Source organism: Pseudomonas capeferrum (genome assembly GCF_000731675.1).
Taxonomy (GTDB): Bacteria; Pseudomonadota; Gammaproteobacteria; order Pseudomonadales; family Pseudomonadaceae; genus Aquipseudomonas; species Aquipseudomonas capeferrum.
This window is the reverse complement of sequence record NZ_JMIT01000001.1, coordinates 847,784-867,150: the sequence shown is the minus strand read 5'-3', so window position 1 is coordinate 867,150 and position 19,367 is coordinate 847,784. Positions and strand designations below refer to the sequence as shown.

Below are 19,367 nucleotides of genomic sequence, written 5' to 3'. Positions count from 1 at the left end.
TTGTACCCCTTCCCCTAGCGCCCTACTCCAGGATCGTACCGTCGATGCGTCGCACGTTCGTTTCGCTTTGTGTGCTTCATGCTGTCTCCCCGCTGGCCTGGGCTGAACCCGACTCGCTCAGCGATTCCGCCCAGATTGAACTCCAGGCCTTGAACATCACCGGTACCGCCGACAGTGAACGTGCCGATGGCCCGGTCGTTGGTTACAAGGCGAGCCGTTCGGCTAGCGCCACGCGCACCGACACCGCCCTGCACGAGACCCCGCAGTCGGTCAGCGTGGTACCCAAGGACGTGCTCGAAGACACCGGCGCCACGCGGCTACAGGATGGCCTGGACTACGCCGGCGGTGTAGGCCGCGCCAACAACTTCGGTGGCCAGGGCCTGACCACCTTCACGGTACGTGGCTTTACCACGGGCGAGTTCTACCGCAATGGCTTCCCGATCAACCGCGGCTACCCCAATGCCCCCGACGCCAACACCGTCGAGCGCCTGGAAGTGATCCGCGGCCCGGCCACCAGCCTGTACGGCCGCGGCGACCCCGGTGGGACCTTCAACGTGGTCAGCAAGCAACCGCAGGCTGAACGCAAGGTCACCCTGGGCAGCCAGATCGACGACCAGGGCATGCACCGCGCCACCCTCGACGCCACCGGCGCGCTAAATGAGGAAGGCACCCTCGCCTACCGGCTGAACGTGCTCGGTGAAGGCGGCGAAAGCTTTCGCGATGATGTGCAGAGCGAGCGCTACGACGTGGCGCCCGTGCTCAGCTGGCAGGTCAACGACAGCACCCGGATCGTCTTCGAAGGCGACTTCATGCGCAACAACCACCCGCTCGACCGTGGCCTGACCCGCTATGCCACCCAGACCGGGAGCGCCTCGCGCGACACCTACATCTGGGAGAAAGGCAGCGACAATTTGCTGCACAACGACAACAACATGGCCCAGGTGCGCTTCGAGCACCTGCTCAATGACAACTGGACGCTGGCTGGCGGTTTCCAGTTTCTCGATGGCTCGCTCAAGGGCAACGCGGTTGAAGCCAATGGCGCGCCCACTGACGGGCGCACCCTGCAGCGCAACTTCAACTACCGCAAGCTGGAATGGACCGACCGTGACTGGCAACTGAACCTCACCGGCCACTTCGATACCGGTGGTTTCAGCCACACGCTGCTGACTGGCATCGAGTACGAGAACTACGACTACAACTCGATCATCCAGCGCTCCTCGGCGGCCTATCCGATCGATATCTACAACCCGGAGCTCGGCCAGCCAAGGCCCGCGCTGACGCCTACCACAACGTGGGACAAGGAAAACCTGCAGACCTGGGCGTTCTTCATCCAGGACCAGGTGGCCCTGACCGAGCGCCTCAAGGCCTTGGCCGGCGTGCGCTTCGAACGCTTCGAGCATGACTACGACGACAAGCTGGTCAACACCCGCGACTTCAGCAAGGGCGAGAATGGCGTGACCCCGCGCTTTGGCCTGATCTACGACCTGACCGACACCGTGGCGGTTTATGCCAACACGGCGCGCTCATTCAAGCCTAACAGTGGCACGCCCGCTGGCAGCGGTGGCTTCGATCCCGAGAAGGGCAAATCCTACGAGCTGGGCGTGAAGTGGGAAGCGCTCGATCGCCAACTGAGCATTGATGCGGCGGTGTACCACATCGTCAAGGAAAACGTGCTGGCACGCGACCCCAACGACCCCTTGGGTATTTACAGCATCGCAACGGGCGAGGTGCGCAGCCGCGGCCTGGACATCAACATCGCTGGCAATATCACCCCTGCGTGGCGTGTGATGGGTGGCTACGCCTATGTCGATGCCGAAGTGACCAAGGACACCACCGTGCCGACCGGCACCCGCCTGGCCAACATCCCGCGTAACAGCTTCAGCCTGCTGAACACCTACGAGTTCCAGGATGGCCTGGCCAAAGGCCTGGGGCTTGGGGTGGGGGTCAAGTACGTGGATGATCGCGCCGGCCAGACAGCCGCAACGACCTACACCATGGAACGCTACAGCGTGGTCGACCTGCTCAGCTTCTACAAGGTCAATGAACACGTGCGGCTGAACCTGGATGTGAAGAACGTCTTCAACAAGGGGTATGACGAAGGGGCGTTCAATAGCTACGCCTACCCAGGCGCACCGCGCACGGTGCAGGCCGGGGTTTCCTACACGTTCTGACCGCCGCGCAATTGTAGGAGCGGCCTTGCGTCGCGAAAGGGGCGCGAAGCGGCCCCCTACGTTCTTGCTGGCACCCGAAAACCCGGGGCCGCTGCGCAGCCCTTTCGCGACGCAAGGCCGCTCCTACAAGGTACCGGCACCGCGGTTAGAACGCCTTGCTGTAGAACAGCGAGTACGACTCGATCCCGTCGTTCGGCTGCTTGATGCCCGCATTCGAGTAGTGCATGGCACGGATGCCTACCTTCTGCGCCCCAGGCAGCTTCAGGCCAAAGCCGATGCGGTCCTCGAAGTTGACCGCAGAACCCAGCCGCTGGTTGCCCACATCCGTCTTGGAAAACGCTGCCAGGCCAATACCGGCCTCGATGTAGGGGGTGTAGGTGAAGCCGCTGAACTCGTAGGTGAACACCGGGCTGAACGACAGCGAGTGCGCGCCGCTGGCGTCGCCGCCCTCCCAATAGGTGTAAGCCGCATCCCAGTAACCGGTCACATAGCCAGTACTGCTTTCCAGCCATTTCTTGTCCCAATCGAACGACAGGCCGATTCGGTAGGTCATGTCGCCTTGGCCGGTGGCACCAACGGCACCGGAAATCTGCGCAGCCTGAGCCAGATTGGCCCCGGCGAAGGCCAGCACTGCAGCGGCCAGCGAAGCAGCGAGACGGGTTTTCATCAATGACATCTCCTGATGGTCTACACGGCAAGTGGGGGCTTGAGCCCCTCGATCTTGTGCGGTGGCCGGCGCATCCAGACCGGTCACACGAGGTAATACTTTTTCGATTATTGTCCAGATAATCAGAAAGTTGAAAGAGCTTTGCCACTATCGGCTAATGCTGATGGCCAACGCCCTGCCCCGTGGCCCGAGCGGGTTCAGTCGTATTCCCCCTCTTCATGCTCCCCTAACAGCCGCCGCTGCCTGGGCGTGGCTTCCTCCAGCACACGAGGGTTGAACTGCCAATGCAGGTACGGTGAAAACTTCTGCGCCACCATGCGCCGGCCGTAATGCACTTGCAGCATGTCGCGCTCGCGCGCCTGCGTGCAGTTGGCGCCGCCGCTGTGCCAGACATCACTGCGAAACAGCAAAGCATCCCCCGCCTTGCACAATACCGGAAGCGCTTCACGCCCTTGCCATTGCACTTCGCCGGCCTGCGGCGGGCGAGCGGCACGATGGCTGCCCGGTACGATCCAGGTCGGCCCGATGCTGTGATCGATATCGCAGAGGTACACCTGCGCAGTCAGAATCTGCATCGGCTGGGTAAAGGTCCCGCGCTCGCTGATCCAGGCCGGCAGTTGCAGGGGCAGATGGTCAAGGTGCAGCGCCATGCCGGGGTAACCGGGGTGGCTACGCCAGGCGGTCTGGCCGATTACGTGGCAGTCCTCGCCAAGCGCGGCCTCTGCCAGGTTGATCAGCGGTGGCAGATCAAGAAACGGCAACCACAGCGAGTTGCGGTTGAACACGCATTTGTAGTGTTCGAGCAGCCCCTGGTAGTCCCAGTGAATCGGCTGCAAGTCATCGATAGCGCAGCGCAGCAGCGCGATGCGCAGGGGTTCGAGCACACCGGGGATCAGCACGAAACCCTGCTCGTCCAACATCTCCAGCTGAAGCGCCAAGCTCATGGCGGTGTGCTCCATTACAGCAGGAGTACAAATGTACCCCTGCCCGCATTTTATCTGTCAACGCCAGTGCAAGTTCACCGTGGCAGGTCCTTTGCCATCCACTACCACCTGTTGCTGGACAGTCTCACCCTCGGCATTGCCGGTGACCTTGTAATGACCCGGTGGTAGCTGCACAAAGAGCAGCGGGCCGACATCGGTAACGCTGAGCACGGGCTGCCCTTGCGCACTTTGAATATCAACAGAGGCACCGCTTTGGAACTTGCCTTGCGCGCCAGTCGAGAGCTCGACGTGCAAGTCATAGCCTTTGGTCTTGCGCAGGGCATTGGCTTCATCCTGGCCGATACCGCCTTGCAGGTAACGCACGCCGTTCTGCTCTTGCGGTTGCAACTGCACGGCCTGCATGTCGATGGGCGCATTGAGGTCGGCGGCTGCCGCCAACGTCCAGGGCATCGCCAGGGTGAGCAGCAGCGCCGCGCCAAGGGCATAGTGATGATTACGCATGGTATGACCCTCCTTCTGAGGATGGTTTACCTATTATCCGATCCTTTGAAGGCACTGGCGTTTGCACTGATGCGTGGTCGTTGAGCCACGTCTACAGCCTCGCGGAGTGCTGCAGCGCGATTGTTCACGGGCTTGTTACTTGCGGTGTTTACGACAGCTATTTTCATAAACAGCCTGGATCAGAAATAACTTGCAAATCACACATTCGCTTACATCCAAACGCTCGACATGACACCAACTATCGGTACATGGTTATTTACCCTGCTTGCACAAACCAATATACGTTCAGTTTACAGCTGAGTGAGACAGTAGGGAATTTCCTACAAACATCTGGCTCAGCATCGCACCACCCAGAGAAACTACTTAGCACGTTGACCTCTATAAACAATGAACGCACGAACGCCACGGTAGGCATTTGATTAATTTTTGGAGCGCGCAGCACGCAATGGACAGGCCCGATGAAGACATACGTCGAAAACAAGCCGATATCGCGCTAAGCAGCGCACACCCGTACGCCTACTTCCAGCTACTGGGACTGATGCACCCGTTGTACGAGGATGTCTCGAACAGCGCCCCCCTGTCCCCAGAGGCCCGGCGCCGATTAAGCAGGCGAGTAGTAGCAGTTAGAAGTTATTCAACACATTATGAAAGAGTTCCTTTATGAAACGACGTCAATTTTTTATGGGTAGCGCGCTTGCATTGGCTTCAACAGCATCTCCTCTGTTCTTAAGAAAACTGGCAGATGCCTCACCACAGCAGAAGGCAGCGAGGCTACCAATAATGCCCACTTGCCCAACGGACGGCGAAGCGATCAAGCTGATCAATGCACAGATGAGTCGTATCGCCGGTGTCCATGCGTGTACCCGTCCATTCCGCCACGCGGGGCCGCGCATAGAAGCAGAGCTGCTGGGAAGCAAGCTTGTGGTACACAATTATGGGCATGGTGGTTCTGGTTGGTCACTCTCCTGGGGTTCAAGTATGCAAGCATTACGCATGGCACAGGCAGCGACGCCTGGGCTGCGTACCCTTGGTGTTATCGGGTGCGGCCCGCTTGGCCTTACTTCTGCGTTATTGGCACAACACGCGGGTCTGTCTGTACGTATATACGCAAAGGCCCTACCACCGAACGTGTCATCCATGGGAGCCACCGGATTATGGTCCCCGGATTCGCGCTTCTGCGACCTGCAACATGAGGCTGACTGGGCGGCACGCTGGAATGAGATGGCTAGAACTTCATTCGATAAGTATCAGCAAACGGCGGGTTTGCCAGGCAGACTAGTCGAATGGTTCAATGGTTATAAACTCTCCGATACACCATTCCCGGTTAAAGACCTCTACGGCTCGCCTCCACAAACAAAAGATGAAGACGAGCCTGAGTATGCTAGGTTTGCAAACGACTTCCTGCCGCCGCAGATAGATCTGCTTCCTGGCGGTCACCCGTTCCCAACCCGATACGCGCGGTGCTGGACCAGCTTGATGTTCAACATCACGCCCTATGCGAGTAAGCTGGTGGCTGATTTCTTGGCCGCTGGTGGAAAGGTTGATATCAGGGCATTCAACCATCCAAACGAGCTGCTGACATTGCCAGAATGCACCTTTATCAACGCTACCGGTTACGGTGCCAAGGCGTTGTTCAATGACGAGACCGTTATTCCTGTGCGCGGGCAAACAGTGCGTTTGATGCCGCAGCCGGAGGTCATCCACGGATTAAGAGCTGAACAGTTTCTCGTCATGCCGCGTCGTGACGGATTGATCGTGCAGAATATGGACGAAACAGGGAACTTCAACAATAGCAACGATGCGCCAGACCTTGTTGAGGCCAAGGCCATTCTTGAGCAAGCTGCAACGTTTATCGCACGCATTGGATAGTTGCATCGCATTGGGTACTGGTCAACTTGCCGCACGCTGCGTCACGTTGAACCGTGGAAGCCGAACCCGCTCGCGTTCTGCATCCCCTGAGCCAGGAGATCTATCAACGTCATGGTGATCCAGCCTGATCGCCAGCGCTTCCCCGGCAGCGTCCATCGTTGAGTCGATCAAACCCAAGGAGAGCGCCTTCGGGTCGTGACAGGCTTCGTATTTCTCGAAGCCCCACCCCCGAGGCCTCCCAAGCTTCCTGAACCCGGCGTGTGCTATACCCCCCCTTCGTTATGGCACCCGAAACATCAACTCAGGCGCCGCTCTTCAAGCAACTTCACAAACATGCTCAAACTCCGCGAAACCGCGCCCCGCCGCCACACCAGCCACGTCTTCAAATAGCGAAAATCTTCCGACATCGGCCAGGCGCTCACCGTGCTGCAGCCCGGCATGTTGTCGAGCATGCTGCGCGGCATCATGGCCAGCCCCGCCCCGGCGCTCACGCAGGCCAGCATCCCGTGATAAGACTCCATCTCATGGATCTTGCCCGGCACGGCCTGGTCCTGCACAAACCAGTTCTCGAAATGATGGCGGTACGAGCAGTTGGCGCGAAACGCGTAGATGCTCTCGCCGTTGACGTCCTGGGCACGGGTTACCGGTGCATGGTTGAGGGGCGCGATGACCATCATCTCTTCCTCGAATACCGGCATGCCCTCCAGGGTTGGATGCAGCAGCGGCCCGTCGACGAACGCCGCGACCAGGCGCCCGGACAATACCCCTTCGAGCATGGTCCCGGAAGGCCCGGTCGAGAGGTCGAGGTCGACCTTGGGGTAGCGCTGGTTGTACGCCGCCAGCAGGGCCGGAATACGCACTGCCGCGGTGCTTTCCAGCGAGCCCAGGGCAAAGGTGCCCTGCGGGTCCTCGCCCGCCACGGTCAACCGCGCCTCGTGCACCAGGTCGAGAATGCGCCGGGTGTACTCGAGAAAGTTCCAACCCGCCGGCGACAGGCGCAGGCGGCTTTTCTCGCGGATGAACAGCTCTACGCCCAGGTCTTCTTCCAACTGCTTGATGCGCGTGGTCAGGTTCGAGGGCACCCGATGGATATGCTGCGCGGCAGCGCTGATGCTGCCCTGCTCGGCCACTGCCTTGAAGATTTCCAGTTGCACCAGGTCCACAGTCATTCTCCAAACGTGAATGTTTCGCTCATTATTATTCAGTTTTCATTAAAACCCTACACCACTAGTCTGGCGTCACTGATTAACAACAACGAGAGTGTCCGCCATGAGCGCGATCAGCAGCCTGACCCATGCCATCTCCCTCGACCCGCACAGCGGTGAGCAGATTGGCGCCTACCCCTTCGATACCAACGCCGCACTGGAAGCGGCGTTGCAACGTGCCAAGGTGGGCTATGGGCAATGGCGGCTGGTGTCGCTGGGTCAGCGCAGCGAGTACCTGCTTGCCCTGGCCAGCACCCTCGAAGCCAAGGCCGAAGCCTTTGCGCAGATGATCAGCCGTGAAATCGGCAAGCCGATCACGCAGGCCCGTGGCGAAGTGAGCAAGTGCGTGGGGCTGTGCCGCTGGTATGCCGAGCACGGCCCGGCCATGCTGGCAGCAGAGCCGACGCAGATCGAGAAAGCCCGTATCGAGTACCGCCCGCTGGGGCCGATCCTGGCCGTGATGCCGTGGAACTTCCCGGTCTGGCAGGTGCTGCGCGGCGCTGTGCCGGCGATCCTCGCCGGTAACACCTACGTGCTCAAGCATGCCCCGAACGTCATGGGCAGCGCTTACCTGTTGGGTGAACTGTTCAAGGATGCCGGCCTGCCGGAGGGCGTCTTCGAAGTGCTGAACGTGACGCCGGACGGTGTCACCCGCGCCATCAACGACCCACGCATTGCCGCCGTGACCCTGACCGGCAGCGTGCGCGCTGGCATGGCGATTGGTGCACAAGCCGGGGCCGCGCTGAAGAAGTGCGTGCTGGAGCTGGGCGGGTCCGACCCGTTCATCGTGCTGGCCGACGCCGACCTGGATGCCGCAGTCAAGGCGGCTGTCATTGGTCGCTACCAGAACACCGGCCAGGTCTGCGCCGCGGCCAAGCGCCTGATTGTCGAAGAGAGCATCGTTGAAGCCTTCACCCGCAAGTTCGTTGAAGCGACGCGCGCGCTGAAAGTCGGCAACCCGCTGGAAGAAGACACCTACATCGGCCCGATGGCCCGCTATGACCTGCGCGACGAACTCGATGGCCAGGTCCAGGCGACCCTTGCCGAAGGCGCTACCCTGCTGCTGGGTGGCAACAAGGTCGAAGGCGTGGGCAACTTCTACGCACCGACCGTGTTTGCCAACGTCACCCCTGAGATGACCGCGTTCAAGCAGGAGCTGTTCGGGCCCGTGGCCGCGATCATCACGGCGCAGGATGCCGACCATGCGGTGGCATTGGCCAACGACAGCGAGTTCGGCCTGGCCGCGACTATCTACACGGCTGACTATGCACTGGCTGAACGCATGACCGCGGCACTGGATACCGGTGGCGTGTTCATCAACGGCTACTGCGCATCCGACCCGCGCGTCGCCTTTGGTGGCGTGAAGAAGAGTGGTTTTGGCCGTGAGCTGTCGCACTTTGGTGTACGCGAGTTCACCAACGCACAGACGGTGTGGCTGGACCGTAACTGACCGGTGCATTGGGGCCGCCTTGCGGCCCCAATCACTTCAATCCCTGACCTGGTCTTTCACCCAGTCCAGCATCCCACCTGGCACGATCAGCTCATGCCGTGCCCGCGAACAGGCGGTATACAGGCCCGCCAGCATCCGTGCACGTTCGTTGCGATTGCCCGCCACCACCGGCGTGACCATCAGCTCCGGTGACACCATCACCCGGGCGAACTCCATGTTCTTCACGTCGCTCACCCGCCCCAGGAACAGCTTGGGCGCCTTGTCCCAGCGATAACGGCTCTTGGCCTTGGCAAAATGCTCTGGCGTATAGCCCTTGCGCAGCATGTTGGCCACCGCCACGAAGGCCTTGTCATCGCCCTTGTCCTGCTCCAGCGCCTGCCAGCTGGCATAGCGGAACAACATGGGGTGGCGCGGCCGGGTGCCAAACCGGTACAGCTCGATGCAGTCCTCGACGAACAGCTCGAAATCCTTGCGTGCGCTCTTCAGCAGCACGAAGGGCACGCCTTGGTGAGTGAGGCGCTGGAACCAGCCAAACAGCCCCCATTCATCATCGACGATCAACGCCGTGGGCTGTTCCGGCACCGTGACGGTGTCGAAGAAGCTGACCCGGGTGTAGTGTTCGGCACTGCCACTGAACGCGGCCTGTATCTTGGCCGGGTGCGCCTGGATCAACGGGTTGAGCACGTTGTCCATCGCCGGCCCGGCGCGCAGCGAATGGTCGATGTAGCGCTGACGGATAAAGCCGCCATGGTGCGGGCTCAGGCCGTTGAGGTTCTGCAGTTCGTCGCCCAGGGTGATGACCGATTGCGGGCTGCGGTCCAGCACCGCGAGCATCGGCGCCGAAAGCTCGTGGGCCTCGTCGACGATGATGTGGGTGTACCGGCTGTCGATCACGTCCTGCGTCAACGACAGCAGTTTGACCCGGTGGTAATCACGCACCGGCAGCTGGATTTCCCGAGTTGATGGGCGGATCAGCTCCTGCCAGTACAAGCGCGCCTTCTCCAGCAGCACTTCCTGGTCCAGCGGCGAGGTGCCGGGCCCAGCCCAGGGCAAATGGTGCAATTGCAACTGGGCATCACCGGTTCGGCAAAAACTGCGCACGGCCTTGATACACAAGGCCACGACATCGCGGGCGTCAAGCGGGCCGATATCGGGGATATTCAGCCACTTCACCACCTGCGCTTCCTGCGGGCGCCAGGACAGCTTGGTGCGATACGGGTCGCGCAGGCGCCAACCATTACTGGTGAGGTCACGGTTGAGGAGTTCGTCTGCCAACTGCCCAAAGGTCAGCGCGGTGTAGGCCTGGGCATCCTTGACGCGTGCCTGCAATGCGCGCAGTTGGCCCTCGGTCAAGGCCAGCAGCAGCGTGCGCTGGGGGTCGAGCAAGCGGGCGAACTGGTGGATCAGGAAGGTCTTGCCGGTGCCGGCGAAACCTTGCACCGCAACAGACTCGTCGACGCCGGAGAGAAACTCTCGCAGCAGGCGGTTTTGTTGATCACTCAACAAAAGGTCACTGGCCAATGAGGGCAGGTAGACCGGGTGCAGCGGCGTGACCTGCTGCCGGTAGCTGTCGGCAAAGCGGAAATTCCACTGGCCTTCGGCATCGAGCAAGGCGTCGCTGTCGTACTCGACCTCGCTGGCCAGCAGGCCGATGCCATTCTCTCCCAACATGCCCAACCCCATGGCGAACGCCTCGCGGTCGAAGTGCTGCGCCACCTGGCCCTGAAAGCGGCCCGGTGCGGCGGTTTCGACTTCGCTGGCGATGCGCACGATTTCGGCAAAGCGCCGTTCCTGCGCGTCTGCCGTCGCGGTGGCCGGCTGGCGCGGCAGGTTCTGCACGAACAGCACTGCAGCCGCCTGCACAACACTGGCGGTTGAGAAAAAGTCGCTGGCAGCAGGCTCGCTGGCGAGACGGTCGGCTAGGTCACTGGGCAAAGGCAGGTAGAACATCGGGACCTCGGGTGGGAACAGCCCGGCACGATAGCAACTTTCCGAGGGGTGTGCTGGGTTCAGTGTTGCCCTCAGCCCCTGCCCCGCTTCAGCGTTTCACTCGGCAACTCGCGGAACAACTGCCGGTAGCTTTCGGAAAACCGCCCCAGGTGCCAGAACGACCAGCGCATCGCCACCTCGGCCACCGTGACATCTGCCTGGCGCAGCAGGTCTCGGCGCGCGCCGTTGAGCCGGCGCAAGCGCAGCCAGTGCGCCGGCGGCATACCGGTGAACGCCTTGAACGCCTGTTGCAACTGGCGCAGGGAAACACCGGCCACGTCGGCCAGCGCCATCAAATTGAGCGTTTCTTCGGGGCAGTCCGCCGCCCATTCACTGACCCGGCGCATGATCTCGCGCGCTTCACTTCGCCTGCCCAGCGCACCACCGTCCAGGCGCTGGCAGGCACTGTCGAGAATGAACAGGCAGTCTTCCAGCAGTTGCTCGGCCAGCGCCTGCCCCTGCAGCGGGCAATCGGCATGGCCCAGGCGGGTCAGGGTGGCGCTCAGCCAACTGCCGAACAACGCGTTCTGGCCACTGCCCAACGGCACCATGAACAGCCCGTCCAGGCGCTGGGTATCGAGACCATGACGGGCCAGGAACGCCTGGTCGAACACCACCGCCACCTCTTCGTAGTTTTCCGGGGTGATCCAGATATTACGGCTCTGCTCGTTGAGCAGGTAAAGGCTGTTCTCCGTACGGTCGAAGCAGAACGCCAGCGAACCGCTCGGGGGGCGGAAGAATTGCTCGACACGGGTGTTGAGACGCTCTTCATACACCTCCACGCCATCCAGCCCCAGGCAGCGCAGTTCGCCGCTGAAGTGCCCCGGCGACATTTGCCGGTACTGCTGTTGCCAGCCTGGGGTGGCACGCACCTGCTCGGTGACATCGGTGGTGTGGAAAGCCTGGACCTGCAAGGCATTGGGCGTTGTCACGCATCGTCCTGTTGCACTCTTTTGGTGCATTGATTGCCGGAGAAAGTGGATAGATTGCCCTTGGGGGCTGCGACCAAGATAGCCCCCAGCGCGTCACCTGGGAAGCCACCGGCTCCCGCCGCGCACACAAAAACCCAACCAAGAGGTCTGTATGAACGCCCCCTTCGATCAGCTGTCCACCTGGCTGAAAGAACACCGGATCACCGAAGTCGAATGCGTGATCAGCGACCTGACCGGCATCGCCCGCGGCAAGATCGCGCCGACCGCCAAGTTTCTGCATGAGCGCGGCATGCGCCTGCCCGAAAGCGTGCTGCTGCAGACGGTCACCGGCGACTACGTTGACGACGACATCTACTACAGCCTGCTCGATGCCGCCGACATCGACATGATCTGCCGCCCTGACCCGGCTGCGGTGTACCAGATCCCCTGGGCGATCGAGCCGACCGCGATCGTCATTCACGACACCTTCGACAAGCAAGGCAACCCCATCGAGCTGTCACCGCGCAACGTGTTGAAGAAGGTGCTCAAGCTTTACGCCGACCAAGGCTGGCAGCCGATCGTCGCGCCGGAGATGGAGTTCTACCTGACCAAGCGCTGCGAAGACCCGGACCTGCCACTGCAGGTACCGTTGGGCCGCTCCGGGCGCGCTGAAAGCGGTCGCCAGTCGTTCTCGATCGACGCCGCCAACGAATTCGACCCGCTGTTCGAAGACGTTTATGACTGGTGCGAACTGCAGGGCCTGGACCTGGACACGCTGATCCACGAAGACGGCCCGGCGCAGATGGAGATCAACTTCCGCCACGGCGATGCCCTGGACCTGGCCGACCAGATCACCGTGTTCAAGCGCACCATGCGCGAGGCGGCGCTCAAGCACAACGTTGCAGCTACCTTCATGGCCAAGCCGATTACCGATGAACCTGGCAGCGCCATGCACCTGCACCAGAGCGTGGTCGACATCGCCACCGGCAAGCCGGTGTTCGCCAATGAAGACGGCAGCATGAGCGAGCTGTTCCTGCACCATATCGGCGGTTTGCAGAAGTACATCCCCAAGCTGCTGCCGATGTTCGCGCCAAACGTCAACTCGTTCCGCCGCTTCCTGCCGGACACCTCGGCACCGGTCAACGTCGAGTGGGGCGAAGAGAACCGCACGGCCGGGCTGCGGGTGCCAACCTCAAGCCCCGAGGCGATGCGCGTCGAGAACCGCCTGCCGGGCGCCGATGCCAACCCGTACCTGGCCATCGCCGCGAGCCTGCTGTGCGGCTACCTGGGCATGATCGAGAAGATCAACCCGAGCGCGCCGGTGCAGGGCCGGGCTTATGAGCGACGCAACCTGCGCCTGCCAATCACCATCGAAGATGCCCTGCAGCACATGGAAGACTGCGAGACCGTGCAGCAATACCTGGGCAAGCAATTCGTCCAGGGCTATGTCGCGGTCAAGCGTGCCGAGCACGAGAACTACAAACGGGTGATCAGCTCCTGGGAGCGTGAATTCCTGATGCTCAGCGTTTGATTTGCCCGGGGCGCGCGGCGCCCCACCTCCATCGAAACCAAGAACAAGACCAACGAGGTGTCGACATGCGTCATCTGCAATCCCTGGTTCCTGCTGCATTCACTTTGCTGTTCGGCGCTGCCGCCCAAGCTGCACCGACCGTCAGCGTGTACAACTGGACCGACTACATCGGTGACACCACACTGGCCGACTTCCAGGCCAGCAGTGGGGTCAAGGTGGTCTATGACGTGTTCGACTCCAATGAAACCCTGGAGGGCAAACTGTTGGCCGGTCGCACCGGCTACGACGTGGTCGTGCCTTCCAACCACTTCCTCGCTCGCCAGGCCCAGGCCGGGGCCTTTTTACCGCTGGACCGCAGCAAGCTGCCCAACTGGAAGCACCTTGACCCAAAGCTGCTCAAGCAGCTTGAGCAGAACGACCCCGGCAACCAGTACGCAGTGCCCTACCTGTGGGGCACCAACGGCATCGGCTACAACGTCGACAAGGTCAAGGCCGCACTGGGCATCGACCACATCGACTCCTGGGCGGTGCTGTTCGAGCCCGAGAACCTTAAAAAACTCAAGCAGTGTGGCGTGGCCTTCATGGACTCGCCCGACGAGTTGTTCCCGGCGATCCTCAACTACCTGGGCATGGACCCACGTAGCGAAAACCCTGCGGACTACACCAAGGCAGAAGCCCGCCTGCTCCAATTGCGCCCTTACATCACCTACTTCCACTCCTCAAAATATGTCTCGGACCTGGCCAACGGCGATGTCTGCGTAGCCTTCGGTTACTCCGGCGACGTGTTCCAGGCCGCCAACCGCGCGGTGGAGGCGAACAACGGCGTCAAGGTTGCCTACAGCATTCCCAAGGAAGGCAGCAACCTGTGGTTCGACCTGCTGGCCATCCCCAAGGACGCCGCCAACCCGGACCAGGCCCTGGCGTTCATCAACTACCTGCTCGAGCCGCAGGTGATCGCCAAGGTCAGCACCACGGTCGGCTATGCCAATGCCAACCCCGACGCCCAGGCCTACATGGACAAAGCCCTGGTGCAAAACCCCGAGGTCTATCCGCCCCAGCACGTGCTGGACAAGCTGTACATCTCCAGCACGCCCAGCCCCAAGATCATGCGCGTGATGACCCGCTCCTGGAGCAAGATCAAGTCCAACCGCTGAGCCGAGAACACCCATGCCTTTCGATACCCTGCACACCGCTTCGTATTATGCCGCCACGGCACGCCACACGGCGCCCTACCCCAGCCTGGACGGCGAACTGACGGCCGATGTCTGCGTGGTCGGCGGCGGCCTCACTGGGGTCAATACCGCGCTCGAACTTGCCGAACGGGGGCTGTCGGTGATCTTGCTCGAAGCCCGGCGCATCGGTTGGGGCGCCAGCGGGCGTAACGGTGGCCAACTGATCCGCGGCATCGGCCATGACGTCAGTGGTTTTGCCCGTTATGTCGGCCAGGATGGCGTGCGTTACCTGCAACAGGCTGGCATCGATTCGGTGGCCTTGGTGGCCGGGCGCATCGCGCAATACGGTATTGCCTGTGACCTGCGCTGGGGCTTCTGCGAACTGGCCAACACTCCCGCCCAGTTTGCCGCCTTCAAGGCCGAACAGGACGACCTCGCCGCGCTGGGTTATCGGCACGAAACACGCCTGGTCAGCCCCGAGCACATGCACCAGGTCGTCGCCAGCGACCAGTACGCCGGTGGCCTGGTGGACATGGGTTCGGGCCATCTGCACCCACTGGACCTGGTGCAGGGCGAGGCGAGCGCGGCTGCAGGCCTTGGCGTGCGCATCTTCGAGCAGAGCCCGGTACTGCGCATCGAGCATGGCCCCACCGTGACCCTGCACACCGCCCACGGCAAGGTCAGGGCACACAGCCTGGTGCTGGGCTGCAACGCGCACCTCGATGAACTGGAGCCGCGCCTGAGTGGCAAGGTGCTGCCAGCCGGCAGCTATGTGGTGGCCACCCAGCCGTTGCCAGAGGCGCTCGCCAGTAGCCTGATCCCGCAGAACATGGCGCTGTGCGACCAGAAGGTCGGCCTGGACTACTACCGCCTCACCGCTGACCGCCGTCTGTTGTTCGGGGGTGCCTGCCATTATTCCGGGCGCGACCCCAAGGACATTGCCGCCTACATGCGGCCGAAGGTACTCAAGGTGTTCCCGCAGCTGGCCGAGGTACGCATCGATTACCAATGGGGCGGCATGATCGGCATTACGGCCAACCGCTTCCCCCAGGTCGGGCGGCTGAGCCAGCACCCGAACGTCTACTATGCCCAGGGCTATTCAGGGCATGGGTTGAACGTGACCCACTGGACGGCCAAACTGCTCGCCGAAGGCATTTCCGTGGGCCACAGCCAAGGGCTGGATGTGTTCAGTGCGGTACCGCACCTGACCTTCCCGGGCGGCAAGGCGCTGCGTTCACCGCTGCTGGCGTTGGGGATGTTGTGGTATCGGTTGCGCGAGGTGCTGGGGTAAGCGCTGCCTCTGCGCCCTCATCATGCAAGCCTGTGTGATGAGGGCACACCAATGTAGAACCTGAAGAATATTCGCTAACTTACTGATTTATAAGGCAAGCAAGGCAAGACCATTTAGTACAAAGCACTTAAAGAATCGCTTGTAAGCCTTTGCATTGTATGATGTTTAGCAATTTAAGCGCCGGCCCTGCAGGGCGCGTCTCCTCCTGCTCCCATTTTCGAACTGTCGAAACACTCGTGTGCAGATGCATGGCGAACACCGGCTGGCTGAAGTTGAGTGCCTCACGCAAATGTCGGATGTCCAACCGTAGCGTAGGAAGTTTCTGTGTTATGCGCCGAGTTGCCGGGATTCATGCCAGTTGAACGGCGGCCAAGCCCTGGCACAGCATACCGCCACCGCCTTTCGAGATTGCCCCTGACCACTGGCCAACTCGCCCGCACCTGCTAGCGTTGTTCTGGCCGACCCCTCATGGATGCATCACGATCATGAAATCACTGCCTCGCATCACCCTGTTATGCGCAGCTTTGCTTGCCGTCGCGGCCTGCTCCAGCAACCGCGTGGACCCCAGCGACTACTCCGGCTTCCTGAAGGACTACAGCCGCCTGCAACCCGCTGAAAGCCCTTCTGGCGCACCGGTGATGCGCTGGATGGACCCCAAGGTCAACGTCAATCAGTACAGCCAGGTGTTCATCGAGCCCAGTCAGTTCTACCCCAAACCGCAACCGACAGCGGTCATCTCGGCGCAGACGCTGCAGGAGATCACCCGTTACTTCAACGAAGCGATGCGCCGTGAACTGGGCAGTGTACTGACCCTGGCCAAGGCCCCCGGCCCGGGCACCATCGTCGTACGCCCGGCGATTACTGCGGTCTCCACCAGCAACGAGGGCTTAAAGGCCTACGAAGTGATCCCGATTGCGCTGATCTCGGCAGGCGTGAATACCGCCATGGGCGGCCGTGACCAAGACGTAGATGTCGGTGTCGAGGCAGCCTTCCTCGACGGCGCCAGCCAGAAGGTGCTCGCTCAGGTGGTGCGCAAGGGCGCAGGCAAGGAGCTAGAGAACGACACCCAGAAGCTGACCCTGGATGACGTCAAGCCCGTGCTGGATGGCTGGGCCAAGGACATGCGCGCAAGCTTTGTAGCGCTGAAACAGAAAAGCCGCTAACCAGACCCGGGGCCGCAAAGCGGCCCCGGGCAGGGTGAATCAGCACTCGACATAGGCGACAGCCAGGCCGCCGCGCGAGGTTTCCTTGTAGTTGGCATGCATGTCCGCACCGGTGTCGCGCAAGGTGCGGATAACCTGATCGAGCGAGATGAAGTGCTCGCCATCGCCGCGCAGGGCCATCTGCACCGCGTTGATTGCCTTGACCGCAGCAATCGCGTTGCGCTCGATGCATGGCACCTGCACCAGCCCGCCGACCGGGTCGCAGGTCAGGCCCAAGTTGTGCTCCAGGGCAATCTCGGCGGCATTTTCCAGTTGCGGTGGCGTGGCACCGAGCACTTCGGCAAGGCCAGCCGCCGCCATCGAGCACGCCGACCCCACTTCGCCCTGGCAACCGACTTCGGCACCGGAAATCGAAGCGTTGGTCTTGCACAGGATGCCGACTGCGGCCGCTGCAAGCAGGAACCTCACCACATCGTCATCGCAGGCATCCGGGTTGAACTTCATGTAGTAGTGCAGCACGGCCGGGATGATGCCTGCCGCACCGTTGGTGGGCGCCGTCACCATGCGCCCGCCGGCGGCGTTTTCTTCGTTTACCGCCAGGGCAAACAGGTTGACCCACTCCATGGCGCTGAGGGTCGAACCGATCACGTTCGGTTTGCCAAGCTCCTGCAGGCTGCGGTGCAGTCGTGCGGCGCGGCGCTTGACCTTCAAGCCACCCGGCAGGATGCCCTCATTGCGCAGGCCATTTTCGACGCACTCACCCATTGCTGCCCAAATGCGCAGCAGCCCTTCGCGCACCTCGGCTTCCGTGCGCCAGGCACATTCGTTGGCCATCATCAGTTGCGCGACACTCAATCGGTGCGCCTTGCACAGCGCCAGTAACTCAGCCGCGCTGGCAAACGGATACGGCTGATCGACCGAATTCGCTTCACTCTGCGGGGCATCGACCTCAGCCTGCTCGACGATGAAACCGCCACCCACCGAATAGTACGTCTGGCTGAACAGGCTGCTCTGCCCGCCCAGCGCTTCAAGGGTCATGGCGTTCGGGTGATATGGCAGGCTTTCGTCCAGCAGCCGCATGTCGCGGGTGTAGTTGAACGCCAGCGGGTGGCTACCATCGAGCATCAGGCAGTGCTCCTGCATCAGCTGGTCGATCCGCGGCTCGATGGTGGCGGGGTCGATCCGGTCCGGCCACTGGCCCATCAGCCCGAGCAGGCACGCACGGTCGGTGGCGTGGCCAACCCCGGTGGCCGACAGCGAGCCATACAGCCGCACCTCGACGCGCGTCACCTGGGCCAGCAAACCGCGCTCGCGCAGGGCCTGGGCAAAGGTCGCCGCTGCCCGCATCGGGCCCACGGTATGGGAGCTCGAAGGGCCGATGCCGATTTTGAAGAGGTCGAAAACACTGATAGCCATACTAATGCCTGACCGGGCTGGACAGAAACGCCCATGCACGGTTCACTGGGAAAATTGAACGCTACTGCGAAGTTGAGCGATACTGACCTGCTGCGGCAAGGATGACCAACGAAACCTCCTAAGCAAGGCTTTAGTGGTACTAAACGATGAGACGACAACTCAATGGCCAGATGTTCGTCTGGCTGTATGTGTTCTCCTGTGCGGCCCGGCATTTGTCATTTACCCGCTGCGCCGAAGAACTGCACATCACACCGGGCGCAGTCAGCCAGCAGATGCGCCAGCTGGAGGAACGGCTGGGCTATCGCCTGTTCCTGCGGCGCGCCCGCGGGGTCGAGCTGAGCGCCGAAGGGCAACGCCTGGCCCAGACAGTGGCCGAGGCCTATGGCAGCATCGAGGCCGAGCTGCTGCGCCTGGACGCCGGTGAGATCCGCGGCACCTTGCGCCTGCGTTCTATTCCGTCATTTCTGGCCAAATGGCTGACGCCGCGTTTGCCGCGCTTTCAGCAGCGCTACCCGGACATCGAGTTGCGGCTGGTGGCCGAAGACAGCGCACAGGCACTGCACCCGGGGGACTTCGACCTGGCCATCGACCTGAACGATGGCAGTTACCCGGGCATGCTGTCGACGCCGCTGCTGGACGAGCAGATCTTCCCGGTCTGCTCGCCCACGCTGCTGCGTGGCCGACCACCGCTGCACGGGCCGGCTGACCTTGCGCATTACCCCTTGCTGCATGACATCACCGCCTGGCGAGGGGCCTCGGAGTACGCTGAATGGGAGTTCTACCTGGAAGGTATCGGCGCGGGCGGCCTCGATGTACGGCGGGGGCATACCTTCAACCGCAACCACCTGACCATCGAGGCGGCGATTGCCGGGGTTGGCGTGGCAATCGCCCGGCGCACCCTGCTCAACGATGAACTGGAACGGGGGGCGCTGATCGTGCCGTTCGGGGTAGCGATCGCCAACCACAAACGCTATGTGGTGCATTACCCGCCCGGCGGGCTGACCCAGCCCGGCGCCCGCGCGGTGCATGATTGGCTGGTGGAAGAGGCTCGCGGGTTCAGGGAACTGCACCCGCTGGCGTGAGGGTC

16 protein-coding genes are annotated in these 19,367 nt (G+C 61.9%); 8 read left to right on the top strand and 8 right to left on the bottom strand.

The window, feature by feature from the left end:
• Positions 1 to 44 precede the first annotated feature (44 nt).
• On the top strand, positions 45 to 2,171 hold the full coding sequence (locus tag PC358_RS03980) for a TonB-dependent siderophore receptor (RefSeq protein ID WP_033697690.1): 2,127 nt from the start codon (positions 45 to 47) through the stop codon (positions 2,169 to 2,171).
• A gap of 145 nt (positions 2,172 to 2,316) precedes the next feature.
• Here the strand turns inward: PC358_RS03980 and PC358_RS03975 are convergent, their stop codons facing one another.
• The 3 genes from PC358_RS03975 to PC358_RS03965 form a co-directional block, all read right to left on the bottom strand.
• Positions 2,317 to 2,838 carry an acyloxyacyl hydrolase gene (locus tag PC358_RS03975; RefSeq protein WP_033697688.1) on the bottom strand — a complete coding sequence of 174 codons (522 nt, stop codon included), beginning with the start codon at positions 2,836 to 2,838 and terminating at the stop codon, positions 2,317 to 2,319.
• 197 nt (positions 2,839 to 3,035) lie between these two features.
• Positions 3,036 to 3,782, bottom strand: a complete 747-nt coding sequence (locus PC358_RS03970; protein WP_033697686.1) for a phytanoyl-CoA dioxygenase family protein — start codon at positions 3,780 to 3,782, stop codon at positions 3,036 to 3,038.
• A gap of 57 nt (positions 3,783 to 3,839) precedes the next feature.
• On the bottom strand, positions 3,840 to 4,283 hold the full coding sequence (locus tag PC358_RS03965; RefSeq protein WP_033697685.1) for a peptidase associated/transthyretin-like domain-containing protein: 444 nt from the start codon (positions 4,281 to 4,283) through the stop codon (positions 3,840 to 3,842).
• A gap of 660 nt (positions 4,284 to 4,943) precedes the next feature.
• Here PC358_RS03965 and PC358_RS03960 point away from each other — a divergent pair.
• Positions 4,944 to 6,152 carry an FAD-dependent oxidoreductase gene (locus tag PC358_RS03960; protein ID WP_033697683.1) on the top strand — a complete coding sequence of 403 codons (1,209 nt, stop codon included), beginning with the start codon at positions 4,944 to 4,946 and terminating at the stop codon, positions 6,150 to 6,152.
• A 296-nt stretch (positions 6,153 to 6,448) separates the two neighbouring features.
• Here PC358_RS03960 and ptrR read toward each other — a convergent pair whose 3' ends face one another.
• Complete coding sequence (gene ptrR / locus PC358_RS03955; protein WP_033700022.1) at positions 6,449 to 7,315, bottom strand: putrescine utilization regulator PtrR; 867 nt, start codon at positions 7,313 to 7,315, stop codon at positions 6,449 to 6,451.
• 106 nt (positions 7,316 to 7,421) lie between these two features.
• Between ptrR and PC358_RS03950 the strand changes: the two genes are divergently transcribed.
• Complete coding sequence (locus PC358_RS03950; RefSeq protein ID WP_033697681.1) at positions 7,422 to 8,807, top strand: aldehyde dehydrogenase family protein; 1,386 nt, start codon at positions 7,422 to 7,424, stop codon at positions 8,805 to 8,807.
• A gap of 36 nt (positions 8,808 to 8,843) precedes the next feature.
• Here PC358_RS03950 and PC358_RS03945 read toward each other — a convergent pair whose 3' ends face one another.
• Positions 8,844 to 10,757 carry a DEAD/DEAH box helicase gene (locus PC358_RS03945; RefSeq protein WP_033697679.1) on the bottom strand — a complete coding sequence of 638 codons (1,914 nt, stop codon included), beginning with the start codon at positions 10,755 to 10,757 and terminating at the stop codon, positions 8,844 to 8,846.
• A gap of 71 nt (positions 10,758 to 10,828) precedes the next feature.
• Positions 10,829 to 11,728, bottom strand: coding sequence for a helix-turn-helix domain-containing protein (locus PC358_RS03940; RefSeq protein ID WP_033697677.1), 900 nt, complete (start codon positions 11,726 to 11,728; stop codon positions 10,829 to 10,831).
• A 151-nt stretch (positions 11,729 to 11,879) separates the two neighbouring features.
• Between PC358_RS03940 and PC358_RS03935 the strand changes: the two genes are divergently transcribed.
• The 3 genes from PC358_RS03935 to PC358_RS03925 all read left to right on the top strand — a co-directional run bounded on the left by PC358_RS03935 (position 11,880) and on the right by PC358_RS03925 (position 15,701).
• On the top strand, positions 11,880 to 13,238 hold the full coding sequence (locus tag PC358_RS03935; protein ID WP_033697674.1) for a glutamine synthetase family protein: 1,359 nt from the start codon (positions 11,880 to 11,882) through the stop codon (positions 13,236 to 13,238).
• A gap of 65 nt (positions 13,239 to 13,303) precedes the next feature.
• Positions 13,304 to 14,392 (top strand): polyamine ABC transporter substrate-binding protein, encoded by a 1,089-nt coding sequence (locus PC358_RS03930; protein ID WP_033697672.1) that lies wholly within the window; start codon positions 13,304 to 13,306, stop codon positions 14,390 to 14,392.
• A 13-nt stretch (positions 14,393 to 14,405) separates the two neighbouring features.
• Positions 14,406 to 15,701 carry an NAD(P)/FAD-dependent oxidoreductase gene (locus tag PC358_RS03925; protein WP_033697671.1) on the top strand — a complete coding sequence of 432 codons (1,296 nt, stop codon included), beginning with the start codon at positions 14,406 to 14,408 and terminating at the stop codon, positions 15,699 to 15,701.
• A gap of 127 nt (positions 15,702 to 15,828) precedes the next feature.
• Here the strand turns inward: PC358_RS03925 and PC358_RS26845 are convergent, their stop codons facing one another.
• Positions 15,829 to 15,990 (bottom strand): helix-turn-helix domain-containing protein, encoded by a 162-nt coding sequence (locus tag PC358_RS26845; RefSeq protein ID WP_443201144.1) that lies wholly within the window; start codon positions 15,988 to 15,990, stop codon positions 15,829 to 15,831.
• A 196-nt stretch (positions 15,991 to 16,186) separates the two neighbouring features.
• On the opposite strand from PC358_RS26845, the gene PC358_RS03920 reads away from it, so the two are divergent.
• Positions 16,187 to 16,864, top strand: coding sequence for a DUF3313 domain-containing protein (locus PC358_RS03920; RefSeq protein WP_033697669.1), 678 nt, complete (start codon positions 16,187 to 16,189; stop codon positions 16,862 to 16,864).
• Positions 16,865 to 16,903: 39 nt separating this feature from the next.
• Here PC358_RS03920 and PC358_RS03915 read toward each other — a convergent pair whose 3' ends face one another.
• Positions 16,904 to 18,280 carry an L-serine ammonia-lyase gene (locus PC358_RS03915; RefSeq protein WP_033697668.1) on the bottom strand — a complete coding sequence of 459 codons (1,377 nt, stop codon included), beginning with the start codon at positions 18,278 to 18,280 and terminating at the stop codon, positions 16,904 to 16,906.
• 146 nt (positions 18,281 to 18,426) lie between these two features.
• On the opposite strand from PC358_RS03915, the gene PC358_RS03910 reads away from it, so the two are divergent.
• A complete protein-coding gene (locus PC358_RS03910; RefSeq protein WP_033697667.1) occupies positions 18,427 to 19,362 on the top strand; it encodes a LysR substrate-binding domain-containing protein in 936 nt (311 codons plus the stop codon).
• Positions 19,363 to 19,367: the final 5 nt, after the last annotated feature.